This is a genomic window from Candidatus Poribacteria bacterium (genome assembly GCA_016866785.1).
Classification (GTDB): Bacteria; Poribacteria; WGA-4E.
In genome coordinates, this window is the sequence record VGLH01000110.1 from 1 (window position 1) to 13,830 (window position 13,830).

Sequence of the window (13,830 nt, forward strand, 5' to 3'; positions counted from 1 at the left end):
CGCCGAGACCGCGTACCAGGGGGTCACGGGTCCGACGTACTTCGACGAGAACGGGGACTGTCTCAAGCCAGCGTATGTCACGGTCGTCAAAGACGGCGAGTTCGTGCCGGCTGAGAAGCAAGCTCAGTAGGCTCTGGCACGGCGCCATGGTCGCGCGAGTAAACCTGGGCGTCGGCAGCCGCGTCTACTACCTGACCGGAAAACGCGTTCTCGTGTGGCTCCGGTCTGCATGCAGTCTGCCCGAACGCTCCTCGTACGGGCGTCCTTCCGTCTCCCTCAGGTAGGTCACACGACACATGGTGAGCATGTCGCGGCAAGTCCTGCGTGTCCTGTTGAGACCGGTTTCCGTCGTCCTATTCCTCCTACTGCACGCCGGTGCATCCCACGGCGCGGAGCAATCCCCCGAACTCCCAAAGGCGCCGCTGACGCTCGACGAGTGCATCGAACTCGGGCTGAAGAACGCGACCGATGTACGCACGGCTGAGCTCGATCTGCGCATCAATGACCTTCGCGTGAAAGACGCTCGTGGCGAATTCCTGCCATCGGTCGATGCCCAGGGCAGGTACCTGTTCAACGACCGCGTCGACTTCGGCTTCGAGCGGGATAACTACGACGTGAGCGTGACGGCGGACTACCTGGTCTGGGACCAGGGCAGGCGGAGGATCGCGCTCGACCAAGCCCGCTCGAACCACGAGGCGTCCGGGGCGCGTTTGGAGAGAAGCCGTCAGAACCTAGTCTTTCAGATCGTCCAAGCCTACTACCGCCTACTGGAAGCTGCGAAGCTCGTCGAACTGGATACGGAGCTCCTTGAGAGCAGTCGAGGCAACGCCGGTCGGGTTCGGGCGTTCTACGAGCTCGAGAAAGCCATTGAGGCGGACGTTGCCGCAGCCGAAGTGCGCGTTGCCACGGACGAGTTGAGCCTGCTCAACGACCAGAACGCGCACGATATCGCCCAGGCGAACCTGCCCACGATCCTCGGCTTGTCGCCGGACGCGCGGCTCTCCATCGCCGACGAGGCGGACTTCGACCGGTACTTGGAGACCGGCAAGATCGAGCGATACGCCAAGTCTCTGAATGAGACGATCGCTCTTGCGATGGGGCAGCGACCAGAGATCACGGAGAGCCGATTGGGGTTGAGAGCCCTCGAGCTGACGCGCAAGCGCGCACAGCTCGACCGACTGCCTCGTGTCAGCGCCCAGGGCAACTTCACTGCGAACGTGGACGACTATCTGAACGAGCGCGACGACTTCAAGAAGTACCGCACGTGGAGCGCATCAGCCCTAGTGCAGTTTCCGGTCTTCGACGGTGGCGCGACGAAGCGGGCGCTGGATCGAGCCGAGCTCGAGCTCGCTAGGGTTGAGGAACAGAACGCGGAACTACACCGTACGATCGCGTTGGACGTTCAACAGGCGTATCTGAATCTGGTCGAGGCGGAGAAACGACTGGAGATATCGGCGGTTCAGGTTCGGAACGCCGATCTAAGCCTGAAAGTCACTGCTGCCCGGTTCGCGGAGGGACTGGTGATCCCCCTCGAGCTGTTCGATGCGCAGGCACAGTACGCGCAGGCGACGACCAGCCAGATACGAGCGTTCTACGACTACAAGATCGCGCAGCGCGCGCTTGACCGGGCCGTCGGCAAGCGCCCCTAGGATCGTCGGAAGGGCGTGCTTCATGACCCGACTTCGAGCGGCGGTGATTCTCGTCGTCGGTGTGGTGGCGGTTGCAGGGGGAGGCTGGTACGCGGCGAACGTTCTGGCGCAAGGGAAGCCCAAGGACGATTCCAAGCAGAGGACCGAAGTCGTCAAGTCGGCGCCGTTCGTCGTCAAGATACGGGAGACCGGCACCCTCGAGGCGCTGCTGTCGGTCAACGTCAAATCGAACGTCGAAGGCGAGATCAAGCAACTGCTGGTTCACGAGGGCGATCTCGTCATCGCGGGTCAGCCATTGATCCAGCTCGATGATCGTCAGCTTCGCGAACAGAAGAACCAGGCGGATGCGGGGCTACTGGCGGCACAGGCGCAGTGGGAGCAAGCGAAGCGCAACGTCGGTCTGACCGACATCCAGCAGAACAGCGCGCTCGCAGAGGCTGAAGACTCGCAGCGGATTGCCGGCGCTGCCCTGGAAGCCGCGCAGAGGACAACAGTCCAGCAGCTGACCTCGGCGCAGCTCGAGATCACGTCCAGCGGGGCGGCGCTGGAGCAGGAGCGCATCGGCGTCGAACAGGCAAAGATCGCCCTGACGCAGGCAGAGCTGGCAGCGGACACCGCCAAGTCGCAGCAGGACTCGGCGAAGGTCTCGCTGACGAACGCCCAAGCCGAGGTCTCGCGGATGCGCGAGCTCTATTCGAAGAAGTTCGTGTCGAAGAGCCAGCTCGAGTCGGCTGAGGCAAGCTATGCGAGCGCCAAGACGGCTCACGAGCAGGCGATCAAAAACGTCGCGACCAGAGCAGAGGCGGTGCGGTCCCAGGAACAGGCTTTGGCTGCCGCCCGGTCGTCATTGCAGAACCGGGAGAGCGTACTCAAGTATCAGCGCGAGAATCTCGACACGTTGGAGCGCTCGCGTGAGGCGTTCGAGCGTCAGGCGGAGCTCCAACTCGCCACGGCGGACACGCGCCTCAAGCGCGTGCTCGACTCGGTGGACCCGGAGAAGGAGAACAGCAAGTCTGCGCTGACGACCGCCTACTCCAATCTGCTGCGAGCACAGAGCACGCTGAAGACCGTCAACGAACAGCTCGGGTGGACCCGGATCGTCGCTCCGGTCTCCGGGACGATCATCCAGTTGGTAGTCGAGGAGGGCGAGATCGTCGTGTCGGGCCGTTCGGGGTTCGCTCAGGGGCCCGCCATCATGACGATTGCGGACCTGTCCCAGATGATCACGAAGGCCTACATCGCCGAGGTGGACATACCCAACGTCGAAGTGGGGCAGGCGGCTGAGATCCGCACCGACGCCTACGATGACAAGGTGTTCCAGGGGCGCGTCAAGGAGATATCGCCGCTCGCACAGGTTCGCCCTGGTGAGAGCGTTACGAAGTTCGAGGTCCAGGTCGAGGTGCTCGGTTCGCCGCCGGAGCTTCGTCCTGGGATGAATGTCGATGTGGACATCATCGTTGCGGACAGGCAGTCCGTCGCTCAGCTTCCGATCGAGACGCTCATCGAAAAGCAGAAAGTCATCGTCCATGCGACGGTGCCCGGCGGAGAGCTCTCGTCACTGACTCGGAATCAGAAGGTGGACGTCGAGTCGAGGTCGGGGAAGCGCTATCCCGGACGTATCTCACGCATTGAGCCGGCAAGCAGGCGCAACGTGGTCGTGTTCATCGACGACGACGCGCCCAAAGGCTTGCGCGCCGGCGAGCAGGTGCTGACGCTCGTCACGCTCAAGGAGCAGGAGAAGAAGAAGCCTGAAGACGACCGGCGCATCGAAGACATCCCGGTGCTCGTCGAGAGCGATCGGAAGCAGCTCGTCATGGTGCCCGACGGAGACGCGCCGGAAGAGGCGAAGAAGCCGTTCTGGGCGCGGTTGCTGCCCGGACCGAAGAAGGTAGACCGTCCCAAGGGCATCGAGACCGAAATCAAGGCTGGTCTGAGGAATGACGTGGCGTTCGAAGTGGTTTCAGGACTGGGCGTGGGCGACCACGTGGTCATCCCGGAACTGCGCGATCTCGTGAGCTCGCAGCGTCCGGGTCCGGGCAGGTAAGCCTCGCGATGGATAGCGGTGGCTGGCACGTCCGGGGCGATGTCGAGTGCAGATACCCAGTGCTACAAGCGACGAAGGCGGCAGGATGAAAGATGGCAACGGCGATCGGGGGGGCGGCGGCGACGTCTTGATCGACGTCAAGGACCTCACCAAGGTCTATGAGATGGGCGACGTTCGCGTGCACGCTCTGAGGGGGGTGACGGTCCAGATATCGCGCGGCGAGATGGTCGCGATCATGGGCCCTTCCGGTTCGGGAAAATCGACGATGATGGATATCCTCGGCTGCCTCGCCAAGCCGACTGCGGGAACCTACTTCTTAGACGGGCTCAACATCGGCGAGGTGAGCGACAACCGGCTCGCCGAGATTCGGAACAAGAAGGTCGGGTTCGTCTTCCAATCGTTCAACCTGCTGCCCCGAATGTCCGCCATGCACAACGTGGAACTGCCGCTCATCTACAGCGGCGAAGGCAGGCGCGAACGGCGGCGGCGCGCGATGGAAGCTCTCGCGTCCGTGGGCTTGGCGGACCGAGCCCATCACAAGTCCAACGAGCTTTCAGGCGGGCAAATCCAGCGCGTGGCAATCGCCCGGGCTCTGGTCACCAAGCCGACGATCATCTTCGCCGATGAACCGACCGGCAACCTGGATTCGAAGACCGGCATCGAGGTTATGGGGATCTTCTCGCAGCTTCACGAGCAGGGGAACACACTGCTCATGGTCACTCACGAACCCGACATCGCCGGGTACTGCCAGCGGATCATCCGTCTTCGGGATGGAGTCGTCGAAGCCGATCAGTGGATCCGCGAGATGTCGCCCTTGGCTCGCCAAGTTCACGGCGAGCAGCCCATCGTGTCCGCCCCGACCCACTACGCCGACTAGCCTCGGTGAGCCGCCGTGTTCGCCTTCCCGCTCATACCACGCTGGCGGCGCTGCATGTCTGCCTGGGTGTGCGCATGGGCGTCCATCGTAGTTCTGTCCTCAATCGGGTGCGGCCGCCCGTCGCCCGCCGATCCCTACAGGCTCCGAATCGGCATTGATGACGCCGACCTCCTAGCAGCAGAACTCAACGACAACATCCGCGAAGGCAGCCTGGCGCGCCTGTCCAGTGGCGACAACGACTACCCGCTAACGCTGTTCGGATCGCCTACGTACCGCGTACGGCTTTCGATGCCGCCGCGGACAATCGTCTCGTTGCTGGGCATCGCGCAGGTCCAGCTCAACGATCTCCGTTTCCAGGAGGCACGCGTTCGGTGGAGCTCAGCGGAACGCGGGCTGGTGGTTCGGCTGACCATCGCGGACAAGGCGGACGGAATCACGGGCTCGCTGCGGTTTCTGCAGAACATGAGAGACCTGACATTCGCCGTGGAAGCCGCCAGCCTGACGCTCGTCCTTGAGCCGGTTGCGTCCGATGGCAGGATCGCGTTCATGCCGCTCCGAGGGGAATTCGCGGCGAACACGGACGACGCGCTCCCGGCGGTTCGCGATGTCGTCCGCGAAAACATCCGCGCCGTCAGCGCGTCCATGGTGGAGCAGGCGAACGCGGCGTTCCAGGGCTATTCGAGCTCTCTTTCCACCTGGATAGCCGGTCAACTGGCGGCAGACGCCGAAGTGACTGCCGTTGCGGTCACGAGCGATGGCATGATCGTGTCCGCCCGCTCGCGTGCCGACGTGAACGCCGACGGACGGGTCGATATCGCCGACCTGGTGAGCGTTGCGCGCGACTTCGGCGAACGCGGAGCCGAAGGGCTCCAGCACAGCGATGTCAACCGCGACGGCGTGGTGGATATCGCCGACCTGGTGCTCGTCGCCATGCGATTCGGGCTCTAGCCTACGATTCCCCCTCACCGAAAACGATGAACTGAGCCATCAGGAACCCCGCCTGGTTGTTGTGCTTCGGGTTCTCGTTCATCGCGATGAAGAGCACGCCTTCTTCCCGAACGATGTTGTCGTACCGAGCCCCGACAGCAAACGGCTTGCCGTTTCCGATGCGTGCGATCAAGGCTCCGACATTCGCGCCAGGCATGAGGAACTCGTCGCCGGCAATCAGTCCTGGCACGCCGTCGCCGCCGCACCATCCGATGCGATTCCGCAGATCGGGGGACCATGCGCCTTCGGCATCGACAACCAGGCGGTTCCCAGCCGCCAGTCGTACGTAGGTTTCCTGCCAGTGCGTGCTCGGACGCGCCATTCGAATGACCGTGAGCGGCATGTCAGCCTCCTTGGCTCAGGATACAGAACGCCGGTAGGACCGAGTCGTCAGGGCTGCATCGCGTCGAACAGGGCGCGATAGTAACGCATCAGCCGGTCAGGCTCCGAGCTCTCGGCGATCTCCGCGAGGCAGAACCCGTCGTAGCCGCTATCCGCAAGCAGGGCAAACAGGTCCCGATACGGATACGACGGGTTCCACAGCTCCGTGATGTGAACCAGCCCGATCGCGCCGCGAACGAGCGCGAAGGTGTCGCGGATGGACCCACCGACGACGTCTGTCGCGTTCGAGTTCCAGCACACCCGAAGGTTCGCGTGGTCGGCGTAGTCGAGGATCGTGCGGATGTGCGGCAATTCCGACGTACCACCGCCGTGCACTTCGAGCCGCACCTCGACGCCGATTCCCGACGCATGCTGGGCGCACTCGCGGAGCGCGAGCCCGATCTGCTCGAGCGTTCGGTACACCGGCACGTCCTTTGGGAGCCCGTTGGGACGGACTTTGATGCCGGGCGCGCCCACGTCGCGCGCGAGCCGCGCGTAGAGCTTGGTCCCGTCGATGTTACGGCGAACCTCGTCAGCGTCGATCGAGTGGTACTCGAACGCGCTGCCGAGCCCAGCCAACGCGACGGGGCTGTCGGCGAAGCGGAGTTTGATCTCGGACCTCTCCGATGCCGTAAGACTGATTTCGACGCCGTGAGCGTGCGTCGTTCGGAGCTCGACTCCCTCGAACCCCGTCTGAGTGCAGTGCTCGATGATCGCGTCGACGGACCAAGCGCGTCCCAGGTTGTAGGTGACCATCCCGAGCTTCATGGTGCGTGCCTCCGTCGTGTGCCGGGTCGCCGTGGGACTCTACTGATGCACGTCGCGCGTCAGCGGCTCGTCGGTGCGCCATTCCGCGGGAAGCGTGTCGTCGCGATAGCGCAAGATGATGTGCGGATCGAAGGGATACCGTCCTGTGCGCGCTCCGAATAGGCAGAACCCGCCTTGGTTCGCCGCGCCATCGGATACCTCGAAGCGGAGCCGAATCTGCCCGTCTGCCTCGATCTGTTCGCGGTAAGTGTCCGACAGGGCGAACGTGATGCGCGTCAGGTCGCCGTAGGACCCGTGGTGGTAGGACGCGAGGTGCGACAGCACGCCGCGCATGTCCGCCGGGTCGTCGGCAAACGCGAGCTCGGTCGACGGTCCCTCGTTCAGCGTGAGGCGCAGGTCCGTCGGATGCTTGCGCGTGTCCGTCTGAGGGTAGTCCTGATCGCGGCGTCGGGCGGGCCAGTCGAGTTTTTCGGCGTCCGCCTTCGCAGCGCCCTCGAAGACGATCTCGACCGTGTCGAGCTGCCGAGCAGCGATGCCCTCCGGGAGGGCGACGTGGTACTCGATCAGCCCCGTTCCGCAGCCGGCTGCCTTGCCCTGGGCTTCGGGGAAAGTTCGCCCCGACCATTCGCAGCGGGCGTAGTCTTCCGGTCTGAATCGAGCCAGCACAGTCCCGGCGTGGATCTTCTCCGCCATCGGCACGTCCGCCTGAACGTCGATGTTGATGTAGTTCGACGCCAGCAGGATGCCGCGTCTGCCGCGAAGCCACACGGCGAGCGTCGCGAGACAGCGCTCGTTGGGCAGCGTGACGCTGATGTCGCCGAGCGGATGCACGGTGTACGGGACCCAGGAAGCCGGTCGCCGATCTTGCGAATAGACCTTGGTCCGTCCGCGCACATCGACGCCTGTGAGCACCCAGTGCAGTTCGATGTTCTCCTCGTCGCGGCGCGACCAGTGGCTGATGGCGACCGGAATGCTCAATGTCTCGCCCGCATCTGCCGAGGGACACGGCTCGCAGTCGATCACCAGGAAGTCCGGCGCGTTGATCTGCCGGATGGAGAACCCAGGGACGTGGGAGCTGTACCCGAACTCCTTGCGCGACCGGTCGTAGTTCATGACCCCGTTGTGTTCCCACTCGAGGTCCGTCAGTTCTGTGTAGATGTAGCCGCATATCTTGTCGTGGCGTCGAAGTTCGTTGGTCAGGTACTTCACGCCCCACGAGATGTCCCGGTCGCCCCCACCTGCGGAGACGTTCCCGAACTCGCTGTTGATCAGCGGCTGGATGCCCTGAGTCCTGCCCCCGATATAGTTGAAGCCGGATCCGTCGTGGGTCTCCGCCACGACGTGCCCGATGTGCTGGCGAGCTTTGGCGTAGTCGTCGATGTAGAAGTGCCAAGAGTTGATGTCGGTCACGACGTGGTCGTAGCGGCAGGGAGAGTTGTCCTCCACGAGCCGGGTCGTGTCCAGCGACTTGGCGAGCCCGTACATGTCGGCGACCCACTGCTGCGTCTCGTCCGTGTATTCGCCGTGACCGATGCCCCAGGTCTCGTTGAACAGCACCCACGAGAAGATCGACGGGTGGTTGTAGTCGCGCGCGACCGCCTCGCGGAACGTCTGCTCCCAATAGGCGCGCGACTTGTCATTGTCGTGGGTTGTATTGGGCAGGTCGTACATGATGAGCAGTCCGAGCCGATCCGCCCAGTAGTAGAGGCGCGGCTCGTCGACCTTGATGTGGATTCGCAGGAAGTTGAATCCGTACTCGTTCTTGGCGCGCTCGATGTCGCCGCGGATCACGCTGTCGCTGGGATACGTGTAGATGCCGTCTGGGTGGAACGACTGGTGCAGCGCGCCGATCAGGTAGATCGGCTCGCCGTTCAGCAAGATGTACTCGTACGGGCGGTCGCCGTAGCGCCCTCGCGAGATCGTCCGCATGCCGAAGTACGTCTGCACCGAGTCGACGATCACCTCGTCCCGCAGCAGCGTTGCCGTGAGCTCGTACAGCGCGGGATGCTCCGGGCTCCACAGCTCTGGGTCTGGAATAGGCACCGTGACCCGCACGTGGGTCGACGCGCCGTTGTGCATCACGACGCGCCGAACCTCTGGCAGACCGCGCTCCAGGAAGGTCAACTCGAGCGAGTACTCGTCGGCAGCGCCGATGATCCGCGCGTCGATGTAGGCGACTTCATTGGCGACGTCGGGCGTCACGTGGAGCTGTGTGAGGCGAGCGTCTCCGATCGCCTCGAGATAGACCGTCTGCCAGATGCCGCTGGTCCGTGTGTACCACCCGGTTTGCTTGCCGCTTGGGTAGTCGGGATGCGTATCGTCGAACGCGCGGACGACGAGCGTGTTGTCGCCGGGAACCAGGTGATCGGTGATGTCGAACTCGAACGGAACGTAGCCGCCGCGATGGACGCCGACGAACACGCCGTTGACCCAGACTCTCGCTTCCCAATCGACCGCGCCGAACTTGAGGAGAACCCGGTGCTTGCGCCACTCGTCTGGGACCTGGAACGTTCGCTGGTACCACGCAGCCCCCTGATAGTCCGGCGCTTGGATGCCGGACAACGAGCTCTCCCACGGGAACGGGACCGCGATCTCCCGTGTGAAGTCACGACGTCCGGAGTGCCATCCCTGCTCAACGCCGACGCAGTCCGGGTCGAACTCGAACTGCCACACGCCGTTCAGGTTGAGCCACCGTTCGCGCTGGAAATCGGGTCGTGGATGCTCCGTCCGCGGTATGTATCTCATTGTCGATTCACTCAGGTGGTAGGTCGCCGGAAACCGATCGGTACGAGGGACGCGCTCAGCCGTGGGAACCGTTGTCGCGGCTCCGACCGTGAGCATACTCGTCGCCGGTCGGAGCGGCAAGTTCCATGACTGCTCGTAGCTTGACGAAGTGCGCCCCGACACCTACACTGACTCCATGAGCCATAAGGAACCGTCGCCACAACGTCGAAGCGGGCAGCATAGCGCCCTGCGGGAACAGATCCTGCGCGATCAGAGACGCCTCTGGAACGTGGGGAGCACCCCGGACTCGGTCGAGATCGTCCGCGATGGGGCGACATCGTCCGACGGGTTCTGGAACGTGCCGCAGCGCGCGTCCGTATGGGGTTCCATCGCCATCGGCGCAGTCGCCGTCGCGGGCTGGGTCGCGGCTTTCGTCGGCGGGTTGGCGGTGGCGTACGCGGCGTCGCTGATCCGCTGACGTGGCGCGATTCAGCGACAGGAGGTCCTACGAGTGGGCCCATTGTCTTGGGTCAGAGGGCTCGCCGTCGCCTTCGTGCTGGCTTTGTCGGCGGGATGCGCGTCGGTGGGTGTCGCCGTGCCCGGCGTGCAGCAGAGCGACCGCGTGTCGGAAGGCGACCGCCTTCGCGACCGAGTGGCGACATCCCGGACCAACCAAGAAGCCTCCCAGTCGCGCCTGGAGCTGGCGCGGTATTACATGGATCGCGCCGATTTCGACGAGCGCGGCGTCGATGTCCTTCGCGAGCTCGTCGCCCTCGGACCTCAGCACGAGACAGCCGCAGAGGCGCATTGGCGGCTCGCCCAGTACGCGATCCGATCCGAGCGGTACGGGGACGCACGGGACAGCCTCCTGACCGTCATTCTGGATATCGGCAGCAGCGCGTTCGACGCGGACTCTCGAGCCGACCTCGGCTTGGTCCACGAGCGCCTGGCAGACCCGTTGTCCGCGGCGGACGCTTACCAGGGGTTCCTCGCGCGACATGCGACGCATCGCCGTGCTGAGGCAGTGAGGGAACGGCTCGCGGAGCTCGGCGTGACGACTGCAACGGCGCGAGGGAGCGCTCAGCCCAAGACGTCGCCGGACGCGGCACCCCGGACCGTGGACGAAGCGCGGCGTCTCGATGGAGCGCCCGAACGTCGCGTGATCGGTCCGGCGACACGACCCAACGCCAGAAGGCTGCTTGAGTCGTGGAAGCCTTCGCCGACTTTCGGATGGAATGCGCGCTCATTGTTGATGGGCGACGGCGACAGGATGTTCGGCGGCGAGGAGCTCGAGCAGTCTCTCGACGGCGACGGGGCTCGTCTGGACGATGCCGTTCTCGGGCTGGGCATGGTTCTCTACCAGATGGGGGAGCACGCTCGAGCGGGAGCCCTGTTCGAGAAGGTCGTCGAGATGGGCGTCGAGGACCCTGAGATGTCGCTCGCGCTCTCCGTCTGCTACCTGAAGGTCGGGGCTGCCGAAGCCGCGAGGCGAGCGTTCGTCGACGCGCACAGGCTGGACGCTTCGGTCCTGCGGCGGATGCTGACACACGCGGACTCTCTGACCTCGCGTGGGGATCGAGAAGAGGCTCAAGCCGTGCTGTCGATGTTAGTCGGCGTCGATCCGGCGCACGACACTGACATACGACTGCGCCTCGAGCGGCTGTCTGACCCATGATGGTCTGCGCGGCGCGGTTCAAGTGAACACTTCGCACATTGAGGTGTCTAAGTTGACATGAGGCATGCCACCTCCGACGCAACCGGAAGGGCGACTGTGGATGTGCCGCGCCTGTTCGCTCCAGCCGAGGTTGACCTCGGCATCGCGGAGGAGGCGACCGATGCGCGCGAAGCCTTTGCATCGGTCGTGATGAAGTACCGCGAGCCGGTGTACCGGGTGGCTGTGCACATGATGCGGAACCACGAGGACGCCGACGATGTGGTCCAGGAGACGTTCCTGAGAGCATATCGCGCCCTCGACCGATTCCGAGGCGACGCGTCGATGGGGACGTACCTTTACCGAACCGTAACGAACGTGTGCCTGAACCGGCTTCGGGCGCGCGACCGAGCTCGACGGTTCCTGGGTCTTCTCTCATGGCATGGACAGAAATCGTCTCCGCCTCCGAGCCGAGAGTTGCTTGCGTCCGAAGCGACGGAGGTGGTCCGGGCGGCGGTCGGCTCACTGCCTCCCAAACTCCGGGCGGCGTTGGTTCTCAGCGAGTTCGAGGGTCTGACCGCGCCGCAGATCGCCGAAGTCCTGCAGATCCCCGATGGGACCGTGCGGTCGCGTCTGCACTTGGCTCGAGCGAAGCTGCGCGAGAAGCTCGCCGACTACGTTCGGGGCTAGCGAAGGGCTGAGAGATGCACCTGATGTGCCGGGAAGTCAAAGCCCGACTGGACGCCTACGCGACGGGCGCATTGCCCGGAAGCGAGCGGTTGCGGCTGCTCGCGCACCTCAACAGTTGTCCGACCTGCCGACTGACGCTGCACGCGGCGGAACGCACGGCGGCGCTGGTCCGACGAGTGTCCGTAGCCGTCCCGCCGCCCGGTTACCTCGAGTCGCTCCCGTCCAAACTGGACGCCATGGCTCCTCGGGCCCTGGCGCTGAGCCGTCTCAGAAGGCTGACCGGCGCTGCCGTTGTCGCCGCTGTCGCGCTGTTGATCGTGTCGGCTGGTGTGCGCCGGATCGCCGTGGACGCCGACCATCGCGCCATCCCGTTTGGGCTGGGCGCTGTAGCTGCGACCCCAGCCCTGCCCGACAGTGCTGCTCGCCCGATCAGCGGCCGCGACGCCCACCGCGAGCTTGTCGCATCGCGTTCCGGACGTCCGCATGCTGCCCGCTTGGTAGAAGTGAGCCTGATGGACGGGCTGTCCCATCCGCTCGTTGCCGACGTCGAACCCGTGGCGAACCGCGACGTCGTCGCGAGTGAGCCGCCGCCAGCCCTCGTTGCGCAGGCGGATGGCTGGTTGGCGATGGCGCTCCCCTCGGCAGAACCGAACGCGTGGGATGCGGGCTTCGAGACGGATGCTGCCGTGGACGGACTCGTCTCGCGCTTCAGTCGGCCGAGCCGATTCGGCTGGCGTCAACCTGGCGACTACGGGCTTTCGGCGTTCGTGCGAAGTCCAGTGGCGCTAGTGTCCGATGTGACGTTCCCGGATGTTGCGAAGCCGCAAGGACGGCGTTGATCTCGCGCGTCGAACCGTGTATGCTGGCGCCGGTCTTATTCTGAGTATGGTCGATCGAACAACGTTATCTCGTGTGAGTGGCGTGATTGCCGGGCTCCTCTGAAAGGATCCGCCTACATGAACAGCAAACTCCTCGTCGGAGTCGGAATCGTCGGGCTGCTGGCTGTGCTTTTCTGGCCCAGCGGCAGCTCTCAGCGTGTGAGGAACTTCTTCGAAGAGGCTGAGCAGTTCCTCGCGGCTAGGAAGTACACGGACGCGATCGCCAAGTACGAGGAGGCGCTGGTCGAGTCTCAGAAGCCTTTCGTCAAGACTGAGGTGATCGACCCGGACTTCAACACGCTCGCCAAGTATAAGATCGCGTTCTCTTACACGCAGATCGCTGAGCAGTCGGGCGATCTCTCGAAGTACGACGACGCGGTCGAGGTGATCGAGCCCCTCTACGCGGTCGCCACCGTGCCCAAGCACCGGGAGTTGATCACCTTCCTCTGGGGCTATGTCCTCTTCAAACAGCAGAAGTTCGAGGAGGCAGATCCCAAGTTCCGAGAGGTGATCCAGAACTTCCCGAACAGCATCTATCTGGAGAATGCGTGGTACTCCATCGCGCAGCTCAACTTCAAGCTGCAGGAGTACGACAAGGCGAGAACGGCGTTCAAGCAGATCGTCGACGCCTTCCCCAACTCCGACTTCCGCGACGACTCGCAGCACCTGATCGCGCAGTCGTTCCTGCTCGAGAAGAACTACGAGCAGGCGTTCCGAGAGTTCGACGTCCTCACGAACGAAGCTTTCCCGAACTCCAACCTCGTGCCGGAAGCCCAATACAAGGCGGCATACTGCCTGCTCCAGCTCGACCGGCTCGAGGAGGCGATCGACCGGTACAACCGGTTCGTAACGGGCTTCCCGGAGAGCACGTTCGTCACCGGCGCGTACTTCGACCTCGGGACGATCTACACGCGGCAGAAGGACTACGATAACGCGATCCAGAACTACCAGCTCGCCATCGAGAACACCAACGACATGCAGTTGCGCGCCGAGATCCAGTACGAAATCGGCGACAACTACGTCGAGGCGGAGGACTTCCCGCAGGCGGTCACGGCATACCGCATGGTGGTCGAGCAGTACCCGACCAGCCCGTATGTCCCGGCGGCGCGCTACGGTGTTGCCGAAGCCTACATGAAGTTCGCCGCAGCGAACTCGAAGGCGAAGTCTCCGGACGAGGAGAA

At 64.0% G+C, this 13,830-nt stretch carries 13 protein-coding genes; 10 read left to right on the forward strand and 3 right to left on the reverse strand.

The window, feature by feature from the left end; all coding sequences use genetic code 11:
- The 5 genes from FJZ36_14310 to FJZ36_14330 form a co-directional block, all read left to right on the forward strand.
- On the forward strand, positions 1–130 hold a 130-nt coding region (locus tag FJZ36_14310; GenBank protein ID MBM3216076.1), incomplete at its 5' end, for a branched-chain amino acid ABC transporter substrate-binding protein.
- A 166-nt stretch (positions 131–296) separates the two neighbouring features.
- Positions 297–1,649 (forward strand): TolC family protein, encoded by a 1,353-nt coding sequence (locus FJZ36_14315; protein MBM3216077.1) that lies wholly within the window; start codon positions 297–299, stop codon positions 1,647–1,649.
- Positions 1,543–3,693 carry an HlyD family efflux transporter periplasmic adaptor subunit gene (locus FJZ36_14320; protein ID MBM3216078.1) on the forward strand — a complete coding sequence of 717 codons (2,151 nt, stop codon included), beginning with the start codon at positions 1,543–1,545 and terminating at the stop codon, positions 3,691–3,693. Before FJZ36_14315 ends, FJZ36_14320 begins: the two co-directional genes overlap by 107 nt.
- 85 nt (positions 3,694–3,778) lie before the next feature.
- Entirely contained in the window at positions 3,779–4,570 is a 792-nt protein-coding gene (locus FJZ36_14325) for an ABC transporter ATP-binding protein (GenBank protein MBM3216079.1), read from the forward strand.
- Positions 4,571–4,624: 54 nt separating this feature from the next.
- Positions 4,625–5,518 (forward strand): hypothetical protein, encoded by an 894-nt coding sequence (locus FJZ36_14330; protein MBM3216080.1) that lies wholly within the window; start codon positions 4,625–4,627, stop codon positions 5,516–5,518.
- Position 5,519: 1 nt separating this feature from the next.
- Here the strand turns inward: FJZ36_14330 and FJZ36_14335 are convergent, their stop codons facing one another.
- The 3 genes from FJZ36_14335 to FJZ36_14345 are packed head-to-tail and all read right to left on the reverse strand — an operon-like array spanning position 5,520 to position 9,613.
- Positions 5,520–5,900 (reverse strand): hypothetical protein, encoded by a 381-nt coding sequence (locus FJZ36_14335; protein ID MBM3216081.1) that lies wholly within the window; start codon positions 5,898–5,900, stop codon positions 5,520–5,522.
- A gap of 47 nt (positions 5,901–5,947) precedes the next feature.
- Complete coding sequence (locus FJZ36_14340) at positions 5,948–6,706, reverse strand: TIM barrel protein (protein ID MBM3216082.1); 759 nt, start codon at positions 6,704–6,706, stop codon at positions 5,948–5,950.
- A 39-nt stretch (positions 6,707–6,745) separates the two neighbouring features.
- The gene (locus FJZ36_14345; GenBank protein MBM3216083.1) at positions 6,746–9,613 is read right to left on the reverse strand and encodes a hypothetical protein; all 2,868 of its coding nucleotides are present in this window, start codon (positions 9,611–9,613) and stop codon (positions 6,746–6,748) included.
- 106 nt (positions 9,614–9,719) lie between these two features.
- On the opposite strand from FJZ36_14345, the gene FJZ36_14350 reads away from it, so the two are divergent.
- From FJZ36_14350 to FJZ36_14370, 5 genes are all read left to right on the forward strand, one after another.
- Complete coding sequence (locus FJZ36_14350; GenBank protein MBM3216084.1) at positions 9,720–9,908, forward strand: hypothetical protein; 189 nt, start codon at positions 9,720–9,722, stop codon at positions 9,906–9,908.
- A 33-nt stretch (positions 9,909–9,941) separates the two neighbouring features.
- Positions 9,942–11,105 carry a tetratricopeptide repeat protein gene (locus FJZ36_14355; GenBank protein MBM3216085.1) on the forward strand — a complete coding sequence of 388 codons (1,164 nt, stop codon included), beginning with the start codon at positions 9,942–9,944 and terminating at the stop codon, positions 11,103–11,105.
- 57 nt (positions 11,106–11,162) lie between these two features.
- Positions 11,163–11,771, forward strand: coding sequence for a sigma-70 family RNA polymerase sigma factor (locus tag FJZ36_14360; protein MBM3216086.1), 609 nt, complete (start codon positions 11,163–11,165; stop codon positions 11,769–11,771).
- A gap of 14 nt (positions 11,772–11,785) precedes the next feature.
- Positions 11,786–12,610, forward strand: a complete 825-nt coding sequence (locus FJZ36_14365) for a hypothetical protein (protein MBM3216087.1) — start codon at positions 11,786–11,788, stop codon at positions 12,608–12,610.
- Positions 12,611–12,727: 117 nt separating this feature from the next.
- A partial coding sequence (locus tag FJZ36_14370; GenBank protein ID MBM3216088.1) for a tetratricopeptide repeat protein occupies positions 12,728–13,830 on the forward strand: 1,103 nt, incomplete at its 3' end.

Bases quoted from the DNA above. Each gene is read 5' to 3' on its own strand.
- FJZ36_14360 (MBM3216086.1), top strand. From the start codon at position 11,163: ATGAGGCATGCCACCTCCGACGCAACCGGAAGGGCGACTGTGGATGTG.
- FJZ36_14330 (MBM3216080.1), top strand. From the start codon at position 4,625: ATGTCTGCCTGGGTGTGCGCATGGGCGTCCATCGTAGTTCTGTCCTCA.
- FJZ36_14320 (MBM3216078.1), top strand. From the start codon at position 1,543: ATGCGCAGGCACAGTACGCGCAGGCGACGACCAGCCAGATACGAGCGT.
- FJZ36_14340 (MBM3216082.1), bottom strand. From the start codon at position 6,706: ATGAAGCTCGGGATGGTCACCTACAACCTGGGACGCGCTTGGTCCGTC.
- FJZ36_14325 (MBM3216079.1), top strand. From the start codon at position 3,779: ATGAAAGATGGCAACGGCGATCGGGGGGGCGGCGGCGACGTCTTGATC.
- FJZ36_14365 (MBM3216087.1), top strand. From the start codon at position 11,786: ATGCACCTGATGTGCCGGGAAGTCAAAGCCCGACTGGACGCCTACGCG.
- FJZ36_14335 (MBM3216081.1), bottom strand. From the start codon at position 5,900: ATGCCGCTCACGGTCATTCGAATGGCGCGTCCGAGCACGCACTGGCAG.
- FJZ36_14315 (MBM3216077.1), top strand. From the start codon at position 297: ATGGTGAGCATGTCGCGGCAAGTCCTGCGTGTCCTGTTGAGACCGGTT.